The sequence below is a fragment of the Bradyrhizobium sp. CCBAU 65884 genome (assembly GCF_028128835.1).
GTDB classification, from domain to species: domain Bacteria; phylum Pseudomonadota; class Alphaproteobacteria; order Rhizobiales; family Xanthobacteraceae; genus Bradyrhizobium; species Bradyrhizobium ottawaense.
On sequence record NZ_LBJU01000127.1, the window covers coordinates 180,856 to 201,094 of the forward strand.

Annotated in this window: 23 protein-coding genes; 8 read left to right on the top strand and 15 right to left on the bottom strand. The window is 64.5% G+C overall.

The annotated features are described in order from the left end of the window. The first annotated feature begins 103 nt into the window (after positions 1-103). Complete coding sequence (locus tag XI03_RS28920; RefSeq protein WP_271594039.1) at positions 104-1,516, top strand: sensor histidine kinase; 1,413 nt, start codon at positions 104-106, stop codon at positions 1,514-1,516. A gap of 99 nt (positions 1,517-1,615) precedes the next feature. On the opposite strand, the gene XI03_RS28925 is transcribed toward XI03_RS28920, so the two are convergent. The 7 genes from XI03_RS28925 to XI03_RS28955 all read right to left on the bottom strand — a co-directional run bounded on the left by XI03_RS28925 (position 1,616) and on the right by XI03_RS28955 (position 5,812). Then, positions 1,616-1,909, bottom strand: a complete 294-nt coding sequence (locus XI03_RS28925) for a hypothetical protein (protein ID WP_018319488.1) — start codon at positions 1,907-1,909, stop codon at positions 1,616-1,618. 202 nt (positions 1,910-2,111) lie between these two features. Continuing rightward, entirely contained in the window at positions 2,112-2,405 is a 294-nt protein-coding gene (locus XI03_RS28930) for a DUF1330 domain-containing protein (protein WP_028139571.1), read from the bottom strand. Between the two features lie 26 nt (positions 2,406-2,431). Beyond that, positions 2,432-3,118 (bottom strand): DNA-3-methyladenine glycosylase I, encoded by a 687-nt coding sequence (locus XI03_RS28935; protein ID WP_038949395.1) that lies wholly within the window; start codon positions 3,116-3,118, stop codon positions 2,432-2,434. Positions 3,119-3,402: 284 nt separating this feature from the next. Beyond that, a complete protein-coding gene (locus tag XI03_RS28940; protein WP_271594040.1) occupies positions 3,403-3,939 on the bottom strand; it encodes a GNAT family N-acetyltransferase in 537 nt (178 codons plus the stop codon). 122 nt (positions 3,940-4,061) lie between these two features. Then, positions 4,062-4,802 carry a di-trans,poly-cis-decaprenylcistransferase gene (locus XI03_RS28945; RefSeq protein WP_271594041.1) on the bottom strand — a complete coding sequence of 247 codons (741 nt, stop codon included), beginning with the start codon at positions 4,800-4,802 and terminating at the stop codon, positions 4,062-4,064. Between the two features lie 31 nt (positions 4,803-4,833). After that, positions 4,834-5,208, bottom strand: coding sequence for a winged helix-turn-helix domain-containing protein (locus XI03_RS28950; protein ID WP_271594042.1), 375 nt, complete (start codon positions 5,206-5,208; stop codon positions 4,834-4,836). Next, positions 5,195-5,812, bottom strand: a complete 618-nt coding sequence (locus tag XI03_RS28955) for a hypothetical protein (protein WP_271594043.1) — start codon at positions 5,810-5,812, stop codon at positions 5,195-5,197. Before XI03_RS28955 ends, XI03_RS28950 begins: the two co-directional genes overlap by 14 nt. Positions 5,813-6,013: 201 nt before the next feature. Here XI03_RS28955 and XI03_RS28960 point away from each other — a divergent pair, with 201 nt between their 5' ends. Next, complete coding sequence (locus XI03_RS28960) at positions 6,014-7,261, top strand: S1C family serine protease (protein WP_028139563.1); 1,248 nt, start codon at positions 6,014-6,016, stop codon at positions 7,259-7,261. A 55-nt stretch (positions 7,262-7,316) separates the two neighbouring features. On the opposite strand, the gene XI03_RS28965 is transcribed toward XI03_RS28960, so the two are convergent. Both XI03_RS28965 and XI03_RS28970 read right to left on the bottom strand, forming a co-directional pair. After that, entirely contained in the window at positions 7,317-7,595 is a 279-nt protein-coding gene (locus XI03_RS28965) for a DUF3551 domain-containing protein (protein ID WP_271594044.1), read from the bottom strand. A gap of 149 nt (positions 7,596-7,744) precedes the next feature. Continuing rightward, on the bottom strand, positions 7,745-8,719 hold the full coding sequence (locus XI03_RS28970; protein WP_028139561.1) for a Bug family tripartite tricarboxylate transporter substrate binding protein: 975 nt from the start codon (positions 8,717-8,719) through the stop codon (positions 7,745-7,747). A 125-nt stretch (positions 8,720-8,844) separates the two neighbouring features. Between XI03_RS28970 and XI03_RS28975 the strand changes: the two genes are divergently transcribed. Both XI03_RS28975 and XI03_RS28980 read left to right on the top strand, forming a co-directional pair. Continuing rightward, the gene (locus tag XI03_RS28975) at positions 8,845-9,255 is read left to right on the top strand and encodes a VOC family protein (protein ID WP_271594045.1); all 411 of its coding nucleotides are present in this window, start codon (positions 8,845-8,847) and stop codon (positions 9,253-9,255) included. Positions 9,256-9,492: 237 nt separating this feature from the next. Next, positions 9,493-11,073 carry an AMP-binding protein gene (locus tag XI03_RS28980; protein ID WP_271594046.1) on the top strand — a complete coding sequence of 527 codons (1,581 nt, stop codon included), beginning with the start codon at positions 9,493-9,495 and terminating at the stop codon, positions 11,071-11,073. Positions 11,074-11,181: 108 nt separating this feature from the next. Here the strand turns inward: XI03_RS28980 and XI03_RS28985 are convergent, their stop codons facing one another. From XI03_RS28985 to XI03_RS28995, 3 genes are all read right to left on the bottom strand, one after another. Beyond that, complete coding sequence (locus XI03_RS28985) at positions 11,182-12,276, bottom strand: HD-GYP domain-containing protein (protein ID WP_038949405.1); 1,095 nt, start codon at positions 12,274-12,276, stop codon at positions 11,182-11,184. A gap of 375 nt (positions 12,277-12,651) precedes the next feature. Further along, positions 12,652-14,946 (bottom strand): xanthine dehydrogenase family protein molybdopterin-binding subunit, encoded by a 2,295-nt coding sequence (locus tag XI03_RS28990; RefSeq protein ID WP_271594047.1) that lies wholly within the window; start codon positions 14,944-14,946, stop codon positions 12,652-12,654. Then, positions 14,943-15,434 carry a (2Fe-2S)-binding protein gene (locus XI03_RS28995; RefSeq protein WP_271594048.1) on the bottom strand — a complete coding sequence of 164 codons (492 nt, stop codon included), beginning with the start codon at positions 15,432-15,434 and terminating at the stop codon, positions 14,943-14,945. Before XI03_RS28995 ends, XI03_RS28990 begins: the two co-directional genes overlap by 4 nt. Before the next feature lie 365 nt (positions 15,435-15,799). Here XI03_RS28995 and XI03_RS29000 point away from each other — a divergent pair, with 365 nt between their 5' ends. Both XI03_RS29000 and XI03_RS29005 read left to right on the top strand, forming a co-directional pair. After that, positions 15,800-16,564, top strand: a complete 765-nt coding sequence (locus XI03_RS29000; RefSeq protein ID WP_271594049.1) for an alpha/beta fold hydrolase — start codon at positions 15,800-15,802, stop codon at positions 16,562-16,564. Positions 16,565-16,589: 25 nt separating this feature from the next. After that, complete coding sequence (locus XI03_RS29005) at positions 16,590-16,928, top strand: hypothetical protein (protein WP_271594050.1); 339 nt, start codon at positions 16,590-16,592, stop codon at positions 16,926-16,928. A 47-nt stretch (positions 16,929-16,975) separates the two neighbouring features. Here the strand turns inward: XI03_RS29005 and XI03_RS29010 are convergent, their stop codons facing one another. Beyond that, positions 16,976-17,113 carry a hypothetical protein gene (locus XI03_RS29010; RefSeq protein WP_157158790.1) on the bottom strand — a complete coding sequence of 46 codons (138 nt, stop codon included), beginning with the start codon at positions 17,111-17,113 and terminating at the stop codon, positions 16,976-16,978. A gap of 60 nt (positions 17,114-17,173) precedes the next feature. On the opposite strand from XI03_RS29010, the gene XI03_RS29015 reads away from it, so the two are divergent. Then, positions 17,174-17,845: a dienelactone hydrolase family protein gene (locus XI03_RS29015; RefSeq protein ID WP_095424957.1), complete on the top strand. Its 672-nt coding sequence runs from the start codon at positions 17,174-17,176 to the stop codon at positions 17,843-17,845. A 228-nt stretch (positions 17,846-18,073) separates the two neighbouring features. Then, a complete protein-coding gene (locus XI03_RS29020) occupies positions 18,074-18,556 on the top strand; it encodes a hypothetical protein (RefSeq protein WP_038949410.1) in 483 nt (160 codons plus the stop codon). Between the two features lies 1 nt (position 18,557). On the opposite strand, the gene XI03_RS29025 is transcribed toward XI03_RS29020, so the two are convergent. Further along, positions 18,558-19,292, bottom strand: a complete 735-nt coding sequence (locus XI03_RS29025; RefSeq protein ID WP_271594051.1) for a polysaccharide biosynthesis/export family protein — start codon at positions 19,290-19,292, stop codon at positions 18,558-18,560. 153 nt (positions 19,293-19,445) lie between these two features. Beyond that, positions 19,446-20,102 (bottom strand): peptide-methionine (S)-S-oxide reductase MsrA, encoded by a 657-nt coding sequence (gene msrA / locus XI03_RS29030; RefSeq protein ID WP_271594052.1) that lies wholly within the window; start codon positions 20,100-20,102, stop codon positions 19,446-19,448. Between the last annotated feature and the right edge of the window lie 137 nt (positions 20,103-20,239).

Here is a 20,239-nt window from a genome sequence, read left to right on the forward strand (position 1 = left end):
GGGGCCGACAGGCCCCTCGGCAAACGCGACATCTTTATCCGCGACGCGGCGCAAAACCTGTCGTAGAGACAGTAAAACACGATTTTTCGCGATTGATGCTGGAATGCTCGCCTTATTGATACGCCTCGGATTGCGCTTCGAAGACCGCATCGAGGAGCGCCGGTTTGTCGACCAATACGTCCGAGGCAGTCTCGGGTGGACGCAGATCGCGATGCTGCTCGGCGCCGCCACCTATGCCGGCTACACCCTCTGGGATTGGGTGCTCTATCCCGAAGTCGTTCCGACCACGCTTGCCATCCGTGGCGGCACCGCACTGTTCGTGCTGCTCCCGCTGACCGCGTTACTGTCACGGCGCTTGATGAAGCCATGGGCAGAGACGATTTTCCTCGTCTATTGCGTCATTCCCGGCTGCATCCTGCCGAGCATCTATCTCGTCCTGCCGTCGGGCTTCACCTTTGCCGCCCCCGGCATGATGATGATCATTCTGTTCGTCTCCACCATGCTGCCCTTGCGGATCGGCTCGCTGGCGATTTTCTGCCTTCTGTCATGGCTGGCGCTGCTGGTCGCCGAGACGTTCGCACCGGCGATGCCGGTGGGCCTGAGATTCATCAATCATTCTCTCGTCGGCAACGCCTACGCATTATCGCTCTACGCCGTGGCTGCGCGCGAATACCGGGCGCGAAAGCAATTCCGAACGTCGGAGGCGCTGCAGCGGGAGAAGGAGCGTTCGGAGAAATCGCTGCGCGATCTGCGCGCGACCCAGGAACATCTGGTGCAGGCAGAAAAGCTCGCCTCGCTCGGTCGATTGGTGGCCGGTGTGGCTCACGAGGTCAGCACCCCGCTTGGCCTCGCCCTGACGACCTCGACGGCCATGCAGACCGATCTGCAGACAATGGCCGACGCATTGGGCGGAGCGTCGGTCCGGCGATCCGATCTGACCAAGGGAATTGACAGGCTCAAACAGGGGCTCGACCTGACCTTCGACAATCTGCATCGCGCATCCGAGATGGTGCACGGCTTCAGGCAGGTCGCAGTCCACCAGGCCGACGAGGACCGGCGCGCCTTCGAGCTCAAGGATTGGCTGGCTGAGCTGATGTCCAAGCTTGGGCCGCTGCTATCGCACCATGCTCTGACGATTGACGTCCAATGCCCGGCAGGCATCAAGCTCAACAGCTACCCGGGAGCACTCGCGCAGGTGATCAGCAATCTCGCCCTCAATACCGCGGGGCATGCTTACCCGGACAAGAGAGGCGGCAGATTCGCGCTCACAGTCAGCCAGCCGGACGCGAAACGGGTCCGGCTGGTCTGCACCGACGACGGCGTTGGGATATCCGAGGAATTGCAGGCGCAGATCTTCGATCCGTTCGTCACGACCGGCCGCGAGAGCGGACATGCCGGCCTCGGGCTGCACATCGCATTCAATTTGGTGGCCTCGTCCCTGAACGGGCGCCTGCGCCTCGAAAGCAAGAGGGGTCCAGGGACTCAGATCGCGATCGAGATCCCGATCGATGCATGAAACTGCGATCGCTGGAGCCGCCTCGGAGAGCGGCGCGCGGCCGACGGTGACGGGATTTTCAACCCCGCCACCGGTAAAGCTCGACCCGCTCGGGGGCAATCAATGTCTCACGTGCTCGAACACGACGATCACGCCGGTCGGCTCGGGCTCGTGCGCCATCAGGCGCGTCAGGTCGGAATCACCCCAATCGGCGAGGCTGACGACTTCGCCGCTCTGGCGATCGGCACCGAGCGATGGTGTGGGCTCGAGGACCTTGAGGCCCATCTCGTCGACGAAGAAGGTATGCTCGCCGAACATGCTGTTGAGCTGCGGCATGGCCGGATGTTCGTCGGGCAGCACCTGAGCGCCGAGTTGGTTGACGGTCTGCTTCACCTGTTCGGATGTGAGCTTCATGAGCTGCTCCGTTTCTGTATACGGTTTCGTTGGCCCGGGGCGGGAGCACGCGTTCCCTACGCCTTTGTCCGCCTGGCTCGATTCCGAACAGGTGCTGCGCACAAATGTTCCCAAAAAATGTATTTCGTGATCGCGCGTTGCATCTGCCGCGCTCGCGGCACGAGATCGCCACAAGATACACACGATTTATCCGCGGGCGGGTCTAATCGACGGCTTCGACGATCCGGATGTCGCGGTCCGCACCGTCTCCGAGCAGATCGTGAGCTGCCTGGTAGGCCGGGCTTGCATACGCCGCCTTGGCGCGCTCGACGCTGTCGAACTCGATGAGAACCACGCGCTCCATTTGGCCGAGTTCGAAGGCCGCAGCCGGCATCCCGCGTGCGAGCACGCGGCCGCCCGCCGCTTCGATCGCCGGACGCGACAGTTTGGCGTAAGCCGCCATCGCATCGGGATTCTTGATCGCGCGGTAGGTGGCAACCCAATAGGCTTTGGCCATTTTTCTTTCCTGGCTTCGGGGACCTGCTACGCGCTGCGGCTTTCACCGACCGAGAGCGCGCAGATGCGTGACAGATATGTGTAGGGCAGACCGGTCTCCTCGGCCCAGGCATTGAACTGCGCCTGCACCTTGGCGAGATCGCCCTTCGACTTGACCTCTTCGGCAATGTCGAGACCGGCATCGCGCAGGCAAGCTACCACGTCCCCGGACGTCACAAAGCCATCCCACCCGACGAAGCGCAGCAGCATCTGCCCGGTATTGCCGCCGAGCCGGCTGCCGCGCCTGGTCATGAGACCGAGCAGGCCGATCTCGTCGGACGAGGGCCACTTCGCCAGAAATTTGCCGAAGCTGCCATGCTCCTTCGCGATCTCCTGCACGAAGGCGGCGTTGTCGCGCACCGACATGATCTTGGCGCCATTGCGCACGATACGCGCATCGCGCAGCAGGCCTTCCCAATAATCCTCGGGCTGGAAGGTGAGCTTGGCCGGCTGGAAATGCAGGAAGGCGTCTTCGAAGCCGTCCCATTTCGTCTCGATCACGCTCCAGGCAAAGCCGGCGCAAAACACGCGCCTGGTCATTTCGGCGAGGACGCGGTCGTCGCCGAGCTTGGCCAGCCGCTTGAGGTCCGGCTTTGCCGGCATCAATTTCTCCAGCGCCTTGGGCCCGCCCTTGCGCTTCTCAGCGCGGGCACGAATGGTCTTGAAGGAGGTCATGCGGACATCCGCGTTGATGGATCGTCAAGACACCAGAATTGGCTCAAGAGGTCCAGCACCGCGGAGGTGAAGTCCGTGATGCCGGCGCGCCAAGCGCACGTGGTCGGGTCCTCGGACAAGGACGTCGCCGCTCGCAAGCGGGAGCGGGTGGATAGCGGTTGATTTCATCTCAAAGTTGTTATTGGATGCCGCTGCCAGTGAAGCGGCCTCAGTCACCGCCTCGCTGGGACTGCGGTTTGCGTGGCCCTTTCGGCCCTCATGCGAGGATCGATCTTTGTGTCTCCCTATCGAGACAGGCGTTTTGCGAGATGAACCGACTGCCAGTCTCCCTGCCCGGTGTCGTTGAACCCAGCCTTCCTGGCGAGGCTGCGCATTTCGGCATTCGTGCGCGCGGTCTCGGCGGCGATCATCTCATGGCCGAGATCGATCGCGCGCGTTTCCATCGCCGTCATCATCTGAAAGCCGAGCCCCATGCGCTGGAAGGCATCGGCAACGGAGATGGCAAATTCGCCATGCCGAGCCATCGCATCGTACGCGTATAGCGTTTCGCCGATGATCCTGCCCCGTCCCTCCTCCCTGAGCTCGGCGAGCAAGGTGAAGTGGTCGCGGCCACCGCTCTTGGCGACGCATTCGGCCGCGACCACGGAGAGATCGGTTCGCGCGCCCATGAAGCGCTTGCTACGCGATGTCGTGGAAAGGCTGGTGAAATAGACCGAGAGGCTCTCGACATCGGATTCGCTGGCGGTCCTGATGCAGACCATGCCCTTCGTTTCGGCCAGTTCGACCGGCTCGATGACGGCTCCCGGAAACAGCTGTGACATGCGTGATGCTTTCGGCAGGTTGCTGGGACTTGCAGACCTAGCCGAGGCCGCGCGCCGTCCGCTTGGACGGAGCTGCCAATCATGCGGATGAAAACGAACAGCTCGTTTTCATGTGCCGCGCGTCACACACGGGAGAGCGAAGGCACCTCCTCGGGCACGATCGCCTGAAGGCCGCCGAAGCGGCGCTCGCGGCCGTGGAAGGAGGCCAAGGCGGCGGCGAGATCGCTCGGGTCGAATTCGGGCCACATCCGCTCGGTGAAGTGCAGCTCGGCATAGGCGCCTTCCCAGAGCAGGAAGTCCGACAGCCGCTTCTCGCCCGAGGTGCGGATGATGAGATCGACGTCGCGCAAGCCGGCTTCGCCGGTGACGAGCTGCGAGAAGGCTTCGCGGGTAAGGCTCGTCAGCGCGGCCGCCTTCGCCGCGGCATTGAGGATGGCGTCGCGCGCGGAATAGTCGACGGCGATACGCAGGTGCAGCGTCGAGCCTTCAGCGGTCGTCTCTTCGGCGCGCGTGATCGCGTTGGCGATGCCGTCAGGCAACCGGTCGCGGCGGCCGATCACGGTGAGGCGCACGCCGTTCTTGACCAGGCTCTGCACCTCGTGGGCGAGATAGAAGCGCAGCAATGTCATCAGCGCCGCGACCTCGGCCTTTGGTCTCCGCCAGTTGTCGGTGGAGAAGGCATAGAGCGTCAAGGTGCCGATGCCCTGTTTTGGCGCGGCCTCGACGATGCGGCGGATGGCCTCGACGCCGGCCTCGTGGCCGCGCACGCGCGACAGGCCGCGCCGCGTCGCCCATCGTCCGTTGCCATCCATGATGATGCCGACATGAAGCTTCTCGTTGCGGGACGCAAGGTCACTTTGCATTGCAAAGTCTCCGGTCAAAAAGGGGGGAAGATCAGGTCGAGACGATACCGAGGCGGCCGAGCGGCGGCGCCTCGCGGCCGGCGGCTTTCGCAGCGTCGCGCACCAGGCGCTCGAGCACGGCGAGATAGTCGAGGAAGCGGCGGCGCCCGGTCTTGGTGAGGCGGCAGCTGGTGTGCGGGCGGTTGCCCTCGTAGCCCTTGGTCACCTCGACGAGGCCGGCCTCCTGCAGCACGCCGAGGTGCCGGCTGAGATTGCCGTCGGTGAGGCCGCAGAGCTGTTTAAGGTCGGCGAATGCCAGCCCCTTGGGATGCGCCATCAACGAACTCAGAAGCCCGAGCCTCGCCTTCTCGTGGATCACGCGGTCGAGCCCTTCATAGGAGAAGGGCGCGCTGTCAGTCTTCGACATCATGGTCTCCGGATGCGACATAGAGAATGCCCGCCATCACCGACTGCCCGATCACGAAGGGCAGGCCCATGGTCCACGGCGACAACGTGTGCGTCTGGCTCGCGAGCACCACCACGGCGAAGCCGGACACGAAATACCAGGCACCGGCGAGCGCAACGGTGCGCGGCAGCGAGCGGACGGAAGCGAAAATGCCGAGCGATACCAGGATCTGCCACAGGCCCGGGAGCAGCCAAAGCGTCTCGGCCGCGAACTTCCACATCACCACCGCGAGCAGCACCCCGGCAACGCCTGCCGGCAGGAACTGCTCGACCGCCTGGTGGATCATCGCGTCGGCCAGACCCGAATGATGGCGGTGCGAACGCGCACGCATCTCGATCCCGATGATCAGGCCGGACAGCGCGGCGGCTATGAACCAGCCGAGGAAAAAGCCGAGCGGCTCGCCGGTGGGATCGCCCAGCAGCCAGAATTGCAGGATCGCGGTGAGTAGCGCGACAGCGCCGGTCGCTGCCATCGTTGCCGGGCCATAGCCGCGGAACGCCGTACCAGCCGCAATCTGGCTGCGAATCGCCACGATGTCGGCCAGTGCCTTGTCGAGATCGCGCATTGGCAACGGCAGAACCTCGCTTCGCCCGTGTCTCCGGGATTGCTCGTCCCGTTACTTTGTGATGCAAAGTATATGGCATCGCAAAGCAAACGCAAGCTCGAAAGTTGCTGCAAGAGGATACCGCCGGCCCAGACAACTGCCGGTTGCGCATCCCCTACTCCCGTAGATAAGATGCGGTCCAAAAGCGTCCCGGGGGCTGGTATGTGGCTTAAGTCATTAATTCTCGGATCTTTATTGCAAATTGGTATCGCCGGAGCCGCGAATGCGGCGGGCCCGTTCGGCAGCGTCAATGTCGGCAATTGGATCGGCGGCGCCTTCAGCAACGACCAGACCGGCGCCTTCTCCCATTGCGCCGCGACGACGCCTTACCTCAACGGCGTTATCCTGGTGGTCGGCTACAACGCTGTCGGCACCTGGTCGCTCGCCTTTGCGAGTCCCAGCTACCGCTTCAAGCAAGGTGAGAACGCCGCGATCGACGTCATCTTCGACGGACAGGAGCAGGCGAGGCTGTTCGCCACGGCCAATCAGCCGAACATGCTCACGGCGGTCATGCCCGCCAACGTGGTGCGTACATTTCAGAAGGCAAGCCTGATGGTCGCAACCAGCGGCCGCACCGTGCTGAATTTCGATCTGACATCGACCGGGCCGGTGATCGCGGCATTGGCGAATTGCGTGAGCAAGGTGAAAGCCGACGGGCTCGACAAGGCCGGCGACTTCACTAAGGGGGCGGCCAAACCGGCCGCCACGGCGGAGAAGCAGCCATCACCGCCGGCGGGCAGTAAAGTTGCCAGGGCCAAGACCGGCACCGGCTTCGTGGTGAGCGCGAACGGTCACATCGTCACCAATCACCATGTGATCGACGGCTGCGTTGGCGACATCAAGGGCAATCTCACCGGTGAGGTCTCGATGGTGCTGCGCGTCGTGTCGAGCGACGCAAGCAACGACCTCGCTCTCCTGCAGGCGCCATCGACGACGACATTCAAGGACTTTGCGCGGATTCGCGACCGCTCGATCCGCTCCGGCGATTCCGTCATCGTCATCGGCTTTCCGTTCCATGGCTTGCTCTCGTCGGACTTCACCGTGACGACCGGCATCGCGAGCTCGCTCAGCGGCATGCGCAACGATACGCGCTTCCTGCAGATCAGCGCGCCGGTGCAGCCCGGCAATAGCGGCGGCCCGCTGTTCGACACCACCGGTCAGATCGTGGGCGTGGTCACCGCAAAGATCCCGGCATTGCGCATCGCCGCCGCGACCGGCAACATTCCGGAAAATATCAACTTCGCCATCAAGACCGGCGCGCTGCGTGACTTTCTCGACAATTCCGTGGTGCCCTACCAGACGGCCGAGCCGAAGGGTGAGCTCAAGACCACCGACATCGCCGGAAACGCCAGGCCGTACACGATGCTGATCTCGTGCAACGCGACGGAGCAGGCGGAAGCGAAACGATAGCGGCGCGAGCCGTAAGCCGGACGGAGCGACATCCGGCTACGAAGTCAGTCGATCCTCAATACGGAGCAACAGGCCGCACGCGCCGCGGCGGCCGCGGTTGCGCCGGCAGCCCTTGGCCGTAGGCGAAGCGCGGATTGCGATCGCAGTACAAGAGCCGGCCGGACACGCTGGCCTGGCATTGTTCATAGCTGCTGTAGGTGCATTCGCCGGGATAATCAAATTCGCCGCCCTGGGCGCACCATGGATAGTCGCGCGCGGCCGCGGGCGTGACGGTGGCGAAGCCGGCCAGGACCGCCGCACTGAACGTCAGCAGCACCAATTGCGTCTTGCGCATGATCCAACTCCTCTCTAGCTGGCCCGAGATACGGCGCCATCCCTTATCAGGTTTCGCAGCGCCGTTTTATTCCAGATCAACGAAACAAAGCACGCAAGAAAAAAGCCCTGCCGGACTGCAGGGCTCCTATCCTCACGATCACAAGACCGCTACTCGACCTTCAGGCCGGCGAACTCGACGACCTTCTTCCACTTCTCGGTCTCGGCCTTGATCTCCTCGCCGAACGCCTCGGGCGTCTGCGCCCGCGGCTCGCCGCCGAGCTCGACCAGACGCTTGGCCATGTCGGGCTCCTTGATCACCGCGTTGACCTCGGCGTTGAGCTTGGCGATGATTTCCTTCGGCGTGTTCTTCGGCGCGCCCATGCCGAACAGTGCGCTGGCCTCATAGCCCTTGACGGTGTCTGCGATCGGCTGCACGTCAGGCAGCTGCGGCGAGCGTTCCGTGGTGGTGACGCCGATGGCGCGGAGCGAGCCGGAGCGGATGTGCTGGATGATCGAGGGCATGTTGTCGAAGATCACCTGCACCTGGCCGGCGAGCATGTCGGTGATCGCGGGCGCCGCGCCGCGATAGGGCACGTGCTGCATCTTGCAGCCGGTCATGGCCATGAACATCTCGCCGGACAGATGCACCGAGGTGCCGTTGCCGGACGAGGCCATGTTGACCTTGCCGGGATTGGCCTTCACGTATTCGATGAACTCGGCGACGTTCTTGGCCGGCACGTCCTTGTTGACGGTCATCACGTTCGGCACGCGCTGGAAGGAGGCGACCGGCGCGATGTCGCGCACGAAGTTGAACTTCAGATTGGTATAGAGCGAGGCGTTGATGTAGTTGGCCGGATTGACCAGCTGCAGCGTGTAGCCGTCGGGCTCGGCATTGACGACCGATTCGGTGGCGATATTGTTGCCGGCACCCGGCTTGTTCTCGATCACGAATTGCTGGCCGAGCTTTTCCGACAGGCGCTGGCCGATCAGCCGCGCCAGGATGTCGGTGGCCCCGCCCGGCGGATAGCCGACCACCCATTTCACCGGGCGGGCCGGATAATCGGCGGCAAGGGCCTTCGACAGCGGGGTGGCTGCAAGCGGACTGGCGGCGAGCAGGCCCAGCGCGGTACGGCGAGTGATCATCTCAAGGGTTCTCCCAACGTGTTGTTCTTGAAGCCAGATAGCTTGAAGCCGGCGTCCGCGAGGTTGTAACAAAGCTTGCCGCAGGCGCAAAGTGGGCGGGGCGCATCGCGACGAAAGGATAAGGCATGGTCATCAAGGTCGAAGCCCTCGATCATCTCGTGATCAACGTCGCCGACGTCGCGGCCACCGCGGAGTGGTACGGCAAGATTCTCGGCATGGAAGTCAAGGTGTTCGACCCCGGCGGCGGCAAAGCGCCGCGGACTTCGCTGGTCTTTGGTAACCAGAAGATCAACGTCCGGCCGCGCGATGCCGACAAGGTGGAGTGGTTCACCGCGGACCACCAGACCGCCGGAAGCGAGGATCTCTGCTTCCTCACCTCCGCCACGCCCAATGAGGTGGTGGCGCATTTGCAGGCACACGGCGTCGCGATCGAGGAAGGCCCGGTTCCCAAGCAGGGCGCGCGCGGCACGCTGCGCTCGGTCTATTGCCGGGATCCGGACGGCAGCCTGATCGAGATTTCGTCGTACGAGGATTGAGAGAGGGTGGGCTCGCTGCCCGCCCCAAACACCGTCATTGCGAGGAGCTCTTGCGACGAGGCAATCCAGACCGCCCCCGCGGAGACGGACTGGATTGCTTCGCTGCGCTCGCAATGACGGGGAGAGAGCGTGCATTTCCGCGTCCCCGCGGATCTTCTCGCCGCGCCGTCCGGTGGCAGGAAGACGCAATCATCAAAAGGCAGCCGCCATCAAGATGCAGGCTGCACGGGAGGAATCATGTCGCTTCAACAGACCCCAGCCGGAATCGTCGGCCCATTCGACGGGCTCGACGTGCCCTGGCTCTTGAGGATGCGTGCCGAGGTCCGGCGTGATCATCCGTTCCTGATCTGGGCGCCGTTCGATGCGCCGGCGCGGCGCTGGAGCTATGGCGAATTTCACGAGCGGGTCGGCGCGCTCGCGGCAGGGCTGGCACGGCGCGGCGTGAAGCCGGGCGAATATGTGCTCATTCATCTCGACAATTGTATCGAGGCGATGCTGGCCTGGTTTGCCTGTGTCGAGCTAGGGGCCATCGCGGTCACCACCAACACGCGCTCGGCGCCGGCCGAGATCGCGTATTTCGCCGATCATTGCGGCGCGGTCGCCGCGATCACGCAGCCGGCCTATGCGGAGATCGTCGCGCAGAATTGCCGCAACATAAGCTGGATGGCGGTGATCTCGCACGATGCAGGGGCGGCGCCGGCGCTAGGCGTCTCGCGGGGCGACAGTTTTGAATCCCTGTTCGCCGACAGCGCCGACCGCCCCAGGCGCGCGGCCGATCCGCTGGCGCCGTGCAGCGTGCAGTACACCTCGGGCACGACCTCGCGCCCCAAGGCGGTGCTGTGGACCCACGCCAACGCGCTGTGGGGCGCGAAGATCAACGCCGCGCACGAGGACCTGCACGCAAGCGACGTGCACCAGACCTATCTGCCGCTGTTCCACACCAATGCCCTCGCCTACTCCATGCTGGCGACGCTGTGGGTCGGCGCCACCTGCGTGATCCAGCCACGCTTCTCGGCCAGCCGGTTCTGGGGCGTCGCGCGCGAGCACGGCGCGACCTGGACCTCGACGATTCCGTTCTGCATGAAAGCGCTGCTCGAGCAGGAGATCCCGAGGGATCACAAATTCCGCCTGTGGGGCACTGCGATCAACGAACCGCCGGCCTTCGCGGCGTTCGGCGTCAAGGTCATCGGCTGGTGGGGCATGACCGAGACCATCACCCACGGCATCGTCGGTGAAGTCGACCAGCCCAACATACCCATGTCGATCGGCCGCGCCGCGCCGGAATATGAAATCCGCATCACCGGCGACGACGGCCGGCCGACCGAGGTCGGCGACACCGGCAATCTCGCGATCAAGGGCATCCCCGGCCTGTCGCTGTTCGCCGAATATCTGCACAACGAGAATGCGACGCGCGAGAGTTTTGACGCGCACGGCTTCTTCCTCACCGGCGACCGCGTCGAGCGGCTCGCGAACGGCTACATCAAGTTCGGCGACCGCGCCAAGGACATGCTGAAGGTCGGCGGCGAGAACGTCGCGGCCTCCGAGATCGAGCAGGTGATCGCCCTGGTGCCGGGCGTGCGCGAGGCGGCTGTCGTGGCCAAGTCGCATCCGATGCTGGACGAAGTGCCTGTGGTCTTCATCATCCCGCAAGGCGGTGTCGCCGGTGCTGCGGCTGATCTGCACGAGCGCGTGATGGAAGCCTGCCGCAAAGGCCTCGCCGACTTCAAGCTGCCGCGCGAGATCAGGTTCGTCGACGACATGCCGCGCTCGACACTGGAGAAGGTGGCGAAGGCGGAGCTGCGGAAGATGGTGGGGTGAGGACGGTGCCGTAGGGTGGGTTAGCGAAGCGTAACCCACCACTTCTGTCTCTGCGGATACTAAAGAGGTGGGTTACGCCTTCGGCTAACCCACCCTACGGCATCTCGCCTAAAACGACCCCAACGCCACGGGCCTGAACGCCTGCAGCAGCTGCTGATCGAGCTTGCCGCCCATGCCTTCCATCATCCCGAACGCACGGGAATGCGTGAAGGGCATGCGGTAGGCGCGTTTCTCGACCAGCGCGGCGTAGATGTCGACGATCGTTGTCAGACGGACGATGTCGCTGATCTGGTTCGACGACAGGCCGTTCGGATAACCTGAGCCGTCGAGGAATTCGTGGTGATGCAGCACGACGTCGAGCATCTCCGGCGGGAACCCGCCTTGGGCTGCGAGCGCGTCATAGCCGCGGCGCGGATGCTGGCGGACCTCGGCCATCTCATCGTCGGAGAGCTTGCCGGGCTTGTCGAGCAGCGCGGAGGGAACGAAGGCCTTGCCGACATCGTGCAGCAGCGCGGCGCGGGTCAGGCGGCGCTGGTCGTCCTCGCGCATGCCGAGGTGCTGCGCAAAGGAGACGGCGAAGCCGGTGACGAACAGGCAGTGCCGGTAGCTGCCGACATGGTGGCAGCCCACCGTGGTGAGCCATTCGCGCAGCGAGGAATGCTTGATCGCCTTCAGGATCTTGCTCTCGGCGGCGATCACGTCGTCGAAGGTCAGGGGCACGCCGAGCGGCAGCTTCTCGAACATCTTCGCCAGCACCGCGTGCGCCGCCTCGACGCCGCGGTTGAGCGTCTTGCCGCGGTCGGTCGCGTCATAGGCGGCGGTGTCCGGGAAGGCAGCGCGGATGCGCTGAAGGATGGCGTCCGCCTGGAGCGGCCGCGAGATCGTGTCGGTGGCGCCCAGCGCCCAGGCCTGCATGGTGCCGTGATGCAGGGCATCGGCGAGCACGAACAGCCGCGGCATCGAACGATAGGCATCGCCGCGCAGCTTGTTGCGCACGCGCTGCACGCTTTCGGGCGAGCGCAGGTTGATATCGACCACGAGGCCGGAGAGATCGCGCGAGGGCTGCTCGGGAATCCCCTGCGTCGTCACCGTCGAGACATCGCCGACCGCCTTCAGGATGCTGGCGAGCTCGGTGCTCTCGTCGCTCCGGTCGGAGGCGAGCAGAAGCCGGCGTTTGGCGGCGGTTTTGGCTGAGGCGTTCATGACTTCCCCAAAGCACGGGATTGGATTTGGCGTCAGCCTAAGCCGGATCAGGTTCTCCGGCCCTTAAGAGGCGTGCTCAATGGAACTTTGCGGAATTGGGCGCAATTTTACGGATGTGGGTTCCAGAAGGGGGAACTCAAAAATCGCGAAAACAACCCCATGCACAGTAGGAAGCCATTGATGGATAAGAGGAATTCTCACCGTCATGGCCGGGCTCGTCCCGGCCATCCACGGCCTTTGGCCCCGGAGCACGAAGAACGTGGATGCCCGGGACGAGCCCGGGCATGACGGCTTGTGGGGATACGGATCACCACAAACAAATCCGCCGGAGGTTGGCCTCCGGCGGATCGTCTCATCCTGCAATCACGCTCGGCGTTACGCCTTCATGCTCGCCTTCACGGCTTCCGCCGTGATCGGCAGTGCCCGCACGCGGGCGCCTGAGGCGTTGAAGATGGCGTTGCCGATGGCGGGGGCGACCACCGTGACCGCGGGCTCGCCGACGCCGGTGGCCTTCTCGCCATTGGCGATCACGGCAATGGCAACCTCCGGCATCTGGCTCATGCGCAAGGGCGTGTAACTATCGAAATTGGTCTGCTCGATGCCACCGTCCTTCAGCGTCGCCTTCTCGTACATCGCCAGCGACAGGCCCCACAGCGCCGCGCCCTCGACCTGGGCACGGATATTGTCGGGATGCACCTGCGTGCCGACGTCGGTTGCGACCGTGAGCTTCTTCACGGTGACCGCGCCCGACGGCGCCACCGCGACATGGGCGACGCACGCCGTCCAGCTTGCGGTCGCGCGCTCCTGCGACGAGACGCAGGCAACCCCCATGCCCTCGCCTTTCGGCAATGGCCTGGTGCCGTAGCCCGACAGTCCCATCGCGGCGAGCAGTGTGTTGCGCAGCCGCTGCGCGCCGCCGTCGTTCTTGCCGGCGCCGTCGAGCAGCGAGATGCGGAACTGCGCGGGATCCTTGCCCGTGGCCGCCGCGATCTCGTCGATCATGCTTTCGACCGCCCAGAAGGTCCAGCCCGGCGCCACCGAACGGAGCTGGCCGGACGGCGTGGCGTTGTGCGCGAGCTCGTTCTTGATCGCGCGCACATAATGGTTGGGCACGGTGTAGAAGAAGTCGGCGCCGTTCACCGTGAAGCTGTCGAGCGGACCCTTCTTGTCGACCGAGGGCGTCAGGAAATCGGGGATTCCCCAGCGCGCGGTCGGCCAGGCCGAGACCACGTCGTGGCTGAGCGCGACGAGCTTGCCGTCGCCGTCCACGCCGGCCTTGACCTTTTGATAGGTGAGCGGACGCGAGAAATCCATCGTCATGTCGTTCTCGCGCGAGTAGATCACCTTGACCGGCTTGCCGACCGCCTTCGCCGCCTGCACCGCCGGAATCATCATGTCGGCATCGAGCCTGCGGCCAAAGCCGCCGCCCAGCCAATGCTGATGCATCACGACGAATTTCGGATCGATCCCGGCCGCACCCGCAGCGATCGCGCCGGAGCGTGTCGCGAACTGGTTGCCGGAATAGATGTGCAGGATGTCGCCCTTGAACTCCGCAGTGGCGTTCATCGGCTCCAGCGGCGCATGGATGTTGATGCTGGTGGTGTACTCCGCCTCCACCACCTTGGCCGCCGAACCGAAGGCCGCGTTCGGATCGCCGTCCTTGACGAAGAACTGGCCGGAATCCTCCAGGCCCTGAAGCCGCTTGGCCTCGTCCAGCAGCGACTGGCTCGACAGTTTTGCGTTCGGACCGCCGTCATAGGCGATCTTCAGCGCATCCGCCGCCTTGCGCGCGTTGGCGTAGGTGCTCGCCACCGCGACGACCCAGCCGGAGGTGGTTCCGGTCTTGTCGTCGAGGATGACGGCTTTCATGAAGCCGGGCACCTTCTTGGCATCGCTGTCGTCGACCGACTTCACCGTCGCGCCGAAGCGTACCGGCGGGGTCACCACCTTGCCGTAGGCCATGCCCGGCAGCATCACGTCGATGCCGTACTTGGCCGTGCCATTGGTCTTGGAGGGGATGTCGAGCTGCGGCACCGACACGCCGATCATGGTGTATTGGTCCGGCGTCTTCAGCTTGATCGCCTTCAGCTCGTCCGGCGTGAAGGTCTTGGTCGCCTTGCCGCTCTTGACGATGTCGGCAAACGACATCTGCTTCCTCGACTTCGGATGCGAGACGATGGAATCGCGCACCACCAGCTGGTCCTTGAAGTAGGGCGGCAGCCCCATGGCTGCAGCGGCGGCCTCCGTCAACGCAATGCGACCGGCCGCACCCGCCCGGCTCATCGCCTCGAAGTTCATCATGGTCGACCAGCTGCCGCCGGTGATCTGTGCGCCGAGCACGGGATCGTTGAACTTCGGATCGTTGGAGGCGAGCGCGACGCGCATGTCACTCCATTTCGCGCCCAACTCCTCGCAGACGATCTGCGCCATGGTGGAGGCGATGTGCTGGCCCATGTCGGCCTTGCCGCAGGTCACGGTGACGAGACCATCCGGCGAGATCGCATACCAGACGCTCGGCTCGAAATTGGCGGGAGCCGCAGCCGACGCGGAATCGATGCCGGGCACGCCGGCATAGCCGAGCACGAGGCCGCTTGCGGCGGTGCCGACGAGGAAGGAGCGGCGGCTGAGATCGGTCGTCGCGGGGGTGACGTTCTTGACGTGCTTATTCATGTTGGCCTCCGTTCGTTGCCGGAGGCGGACGCGGTGCGCATCTCGGATGCGGCTCGCATGATCGCCTTCTGGATCCGCGAATAGGTCATGCAGCGGCAGAGGTTGCCGTCCATATGCGCCACGACCTCTTCCTTGGTCGGATTGGGATTCTTCGACAGCAGCGAAGCTGCCTGCATGATCTGCCCGGACTGGCAGTACCCGCATTGCGGCACCTGCTCGGCGACCCACGCCTTCTGCAAGGGATGATTGCCCTTGGCGGAAAGGCCTTCGATGGTGGTGATCTTCTTGCCGGCGACATCGCCGACCATGGTCTGACACGAGCGTACGGCTTCGCCGTTGACGTGCACGGTGCAGGCCCCGCACAGCCCGGCACCGCAGCCGAACTTGGTGCCGGTCATCTGCAATTGCTCGCGGATCGCCCAGAGGAGCGGCGTGTCGTTCGCCGCATCCACGGACATACTCCGCCCGTTGATGGTGAGTGTTGGCATAGGCGTCTTCCCCTGCCGGTGCATGAAGCCGCTTACGGCGGCAACTTGAATAGCGGACGCCCACCGGGCTGGCGTCAGCCTTGGCGGCGAGAATGATCGGGTTCGCGTGCCGTGGCAAATGCAATTTGGAACGAGTCGAAAAAACCGCCTCTGCACTTGCTCGTTGTGCGCCGCGCCAACGGCGCCGACGCAGCCACTGGACACAACAGCGCGTGCGTCAGACATGCGTGCCATCGCTTTCAGGCAGTTTCTTCCAGGTAACTTGGCGAAGTAGAATGCAGCCAACCGCGAACCTTACCCTCCCCTGGAGGGGGAGAGTGAAACACTGAGATTGCGGCTAGAACAAAAAGAAAGGGGCGGAAGCAATGCCAAGGATCGATCGCGACGGCGTCAATATCTACTACGAAGTTCACGGCGACGGTCCGCCGCTGCTGCTCACCCACGGCTATTCCTCGACGTCGGCGATGTGGCACGGGCAGGTCGATGCGCTCGCGAGGGACCACATGCTCGTGCTGTGGGACATGCGCGGCCACGGCCAGTCCGATTATCCCGATGATCCCAACGCCTATAGTGAAACTCTGACGGTCGGCGACATGGCGGCGATCCTCAACGCTGTCGGCGCTGAGCGCGCGATCATCGGTGGTCTCTCGCTCGGCGGCTACATGTCGCTCGCGTTCTATCGCAACTATCCGCAAGCCGCCCGTGCGCTGCTGATCATCGACACGGGGCCCGGCTTCAAGAAGGACGACGCCCGCGATGCCTGGAATGCGCGGGCACTCGGCACCGCCGACAAGCTCGATCGCGAAGGTCTCGACATGCTGAAATCGGCCACCCGCGAGCGCGCCACCGCAAGCCATCGCGACGCCAGGGGATTGGCGCTCGCCGCGCGCGGCATGCTGACCCAGCGCGACGCGCGCGTGATCGAGCTGCTGCCCGACATCAGGGTGCCCTGCCTGATCGTGGTCGGCGCCGACGACACGCCGTTCCTCGCCGCGTCCGATTACATGGCGGCAAAAATCCCCGGCGCACAAAAGGTCGTGATCCCCGCGGCCGGCCACGCCGTCAACATCGATCAGCCCAAGGCTTTTGTTGACGCGGTCGAGCCTTTCCTGAAGAACTTGCCGGCATAGGCCGGACAATCAGGGACGCAAGACCATGATGCGAGCGATCTTCGCGGCGGGCGCAACAGCGGCCCTGTTGTCGGCAGCGCACGCCGAACCCTTCGGCACTGTGCCGCCGCGCCAGCCCTTCGTCACGACCTTTTCGAACAATACGCCGCTCGCCTTCGGCATGGATGCCGAGCAAACCGCCCGCGCCCTCGGGCAGCCGCTGCAATATGTGCGCGGGCGTCCCGGCAACGAGATCTATCTCGCGCTGCGCAACATCGGCGGCAGCGGCTTGATCCCCTACCGCCACCGCCTGTTCCTGCAATTCCGTCATGGACGGCTGGCAGGATGGAAGGAGGATTACGGCGAGAACTGGATGTGGGAGTAGGTGTTGCCGCTCACGGCCTCGGACCACGGCGCATGACGAGCGGAGCTTTACGCTGAAGTTTCGGCTTCGTCATGGCCGGGCTTGTCCCGGCCATCCACGATCTTCCGTGCGGCACCAAGAACGTGGATGCCCGGGACATAGGCGAGCGAAGCGACGCCGTCCTTCAGACGGCTATGCCCGGGCATGACGAGATTGTGGAACGAGCGAATTTCCCTATCGACGACCAACCAAGAAGGACAACCCGCGTGGGACACGACATCAAGCTGACGGCCTCCGACAATTTCCAGTTTGGCGCCTATCGCGCCGATCCCGGTGGTACGCCGAAGGGCGCGGTGGTGGTGATCCAGGAGATCTTTGGCGTCAATCACCACATCCGCTCGGTCTGCGACCGCCTCGCCGGGGAAGGCTATGTGGCGATCGCGCCGTCGATCTTCGACCGCACCACGCCGGGCTTCCAGTCGGGCTATTCGCCCGATGAGATCGCCGAAGCCCGCAAGTTCGTCGCCAGCCCCGATTGGGCGGCGATGCTGCGCGACACCCAGGCCGCGATCGATGCGGTGAAGAGCGTGGGCCCGGTGGGCATCATCGGCTTTTGCCTGGGGGGCAGCATCGCCTTCGTCGCGGCGACGCGGCTGTCGGGACTGAAGGCTGCGATCGGCTATTACGGCGGCGCGGTCGTGCGCTTCGCCGACGAGACGCCGAAGGCGCCGACGCAACTGCATTTCGGCGAGAAGGATGCGGGCATCCCCCTGACCGACGTCGAGACCATCAAGTCGAAGCGGCCGGACGTGGAGGTGTTCGTCTATCCGGGCGCCCAGCACGGCTTCCATTGCGACGAGCGCGCGAGCTACGACAAGGCCAGCGCCGACATCGCCTGGCCGCGCAGCATGGACTTTTTCGCGAAGCATTTGAAATAGGGCGCGTCTCTTTCGTCTGTCATTCCGGGGCGACGCGTCAGCGTCGAACTCGGAATCCATCGGGCGTCAGCGATGGTGGCGCGATGGATTCCGGGGCTCGCGCTATCGCGCGCCCCGGAATGACAAGAGGAGAGAGTTGCGCCATCTCAAAGCAGGAATCGGGTGGCTGCATCCTGCCGCCCGGCGATAGAGCTGGCCAATCGAGCCAACTCACGCCGGGAGATCGCCATGCCGCAAGCCATCACGCACCTCGTCATCCGCAATCCGTTCGGAACCATGGATGTCCCCTCACCCGATGATTACGAAGTGATGGCTTATGCCGCGACGGCCACGCTGCCTGGCGGTGCCGCGGACGGCAATGCGCCGGCGTGGGCAGCGATCGCAGCGCCATCCGATCCGCTCGAAGGCATCTGGGCGAGCCGCTGGAACGGCGGCGCCGATCCGACCATCGCCGGCGACACGGCGGAGACGTGGAAACAAGGGCGCGCGGAAGTGCGCATCACGGGCAGCCGTATCTATCTGCGCTTCGACTGGGACAATGGCCGCCGGCACGGGCTGATCGAGGCCGCACGCGAGGGCGCGGATCGGCTGGTCGGAAAATACGTCAACCTGACCACGCCGGCGATCACACGGCCATGGGTCGGACGCGTCATCGACGCCAACAGGATCGATGGATGTTTTCCTGACGGGCGGCTGGATTTCAGGCGGTGAGCTAGAACCAGCGCTCGCCGACGAACACGGTGTCGCCGGGGTTCAAGGGGGTGCCGAGCGGCACCACGGCGCGCATGGAGCCGCCGTTCTCGGTGTGCGTGATGGTGACCACGTCGCGCTTGGCGCGGGGCGAGAAACCGCCGGCGATTGCGACCGCACTCTCGACCGTCATGTTCGGCACGTAAGGATATTGGCCGGGCGCCGTGACTTCGCCGAGAATGAAGAACGGGCGATAGGCCTCGATCTCGACCGCGACCGAGGGCTCGCGGATGTAACCGTTGCGCAGGCGCGCGGCGATCTCGCCGGCAAGGCCCGCCGTGGTGCGGCCGCGGGCCGGCACTGCACCGATCAGCGGCATAGTGATGGATCCGCCGGCGTCGATGGCATAGCTGTTGGTGAGACCTTCCTGGCCGTAGACCACGACGCGGAGCTTGTCGCCGGCGTCGAGATGGTAGGAAGCGTCATAGCGCATCGGCGCAGCGTAGCCGACCGGCATCGGTGCGGGCGAAGAGGCAAAGGAATTACGCAGCGCGCCGATGGCGCCGCCGCCGTCAGCGACGACAACCGGCTGCGGCGCACCGTAGGGCTGGCCATAGGCCATGGAATCGAGATCGGCGCGCGGCTGCATCACCGCGACGGGGCCGGCGGTCTGCATGCAGCCGCCAAGGGTCAGCGCGGCGGACGCTGCCAGGGACGCTGCCAAGATCGACCATCGAAACGCGCGTGCAACCGGCACCGGACCAATCCCTCGAAACGAGACGGCTTAAGTGATGCACCGGTTATGGTTAATAAAGCGTTGAGCGGGGCGGGGTGCTTTGCGGGCGCGATAGCTGCCGCACACTCCGTCATGCCCGGGCTTGTCCCGGGCATGACGAACTTCTGGTGAGACCTACGCGCTCACGCCGACGCCGATCGGGCAGGACACGCCGGTGCCCCCTAAGCCGCAATAGCCGGCGGGATTCTTCGCCAGATATTGCTGATGGTAGTCCTCGGCGAAATAGAATTCGCCTGATGGCGCGATTTCGGTGGTGATGGCACCGAGGCCTTTTGCAGCAAGCGCCTTCTGATAGAGCGCCTTCGACTCGTCGGCCGCCTTCTTCTGCGCATCGGAATAGGTGTAGATCGCGCTACGATATTGCGTGCCGACATCGTTGCCCTGACGCATGCCCTGCGTCGGGTTGTGGCTCTCCCAGAACGTCTGCAGGAGCTTCTCGTAAGACAGCTTGTTCGGATCGAACACGACCAGCACCACTTCGGTGTGACCGGTTCGTCCCGAGCAGGTCTCTTCATAGGTCGGGTTCGGCGTGTGGCCGCCGGCATAGCCGACGGCGGTGGAGTAGATGCCATCGCCGAGCTGCCAGAACTTGCGCTCGGCGCCCCAGAAGCAGCCGAGCCCGAACACGGCCTGCTCGAGGCCGGCGGGATAAGGCGGCTTGAGCTTGCCGCCGTTGACGAAATGGGTGGTCGCGGTCGGAATGGCTTGCGCACGGCCAGGCAGCGCTTCAGTTGCGCTCGGCAATGCGGTGGTCTTGCGCATGAACAGCATGATTGGATCTCCGCAGACGAGCCGTCCGTCGCCCGAGCCAGATGCTCAGGCGGCGTGCTCGCGATCAGGTGGGAATATAGGGATCTACGCTGGCGAGAGCGGCCTTGTTACGCCGCTCGCCTCGCGAGCGCTCAATC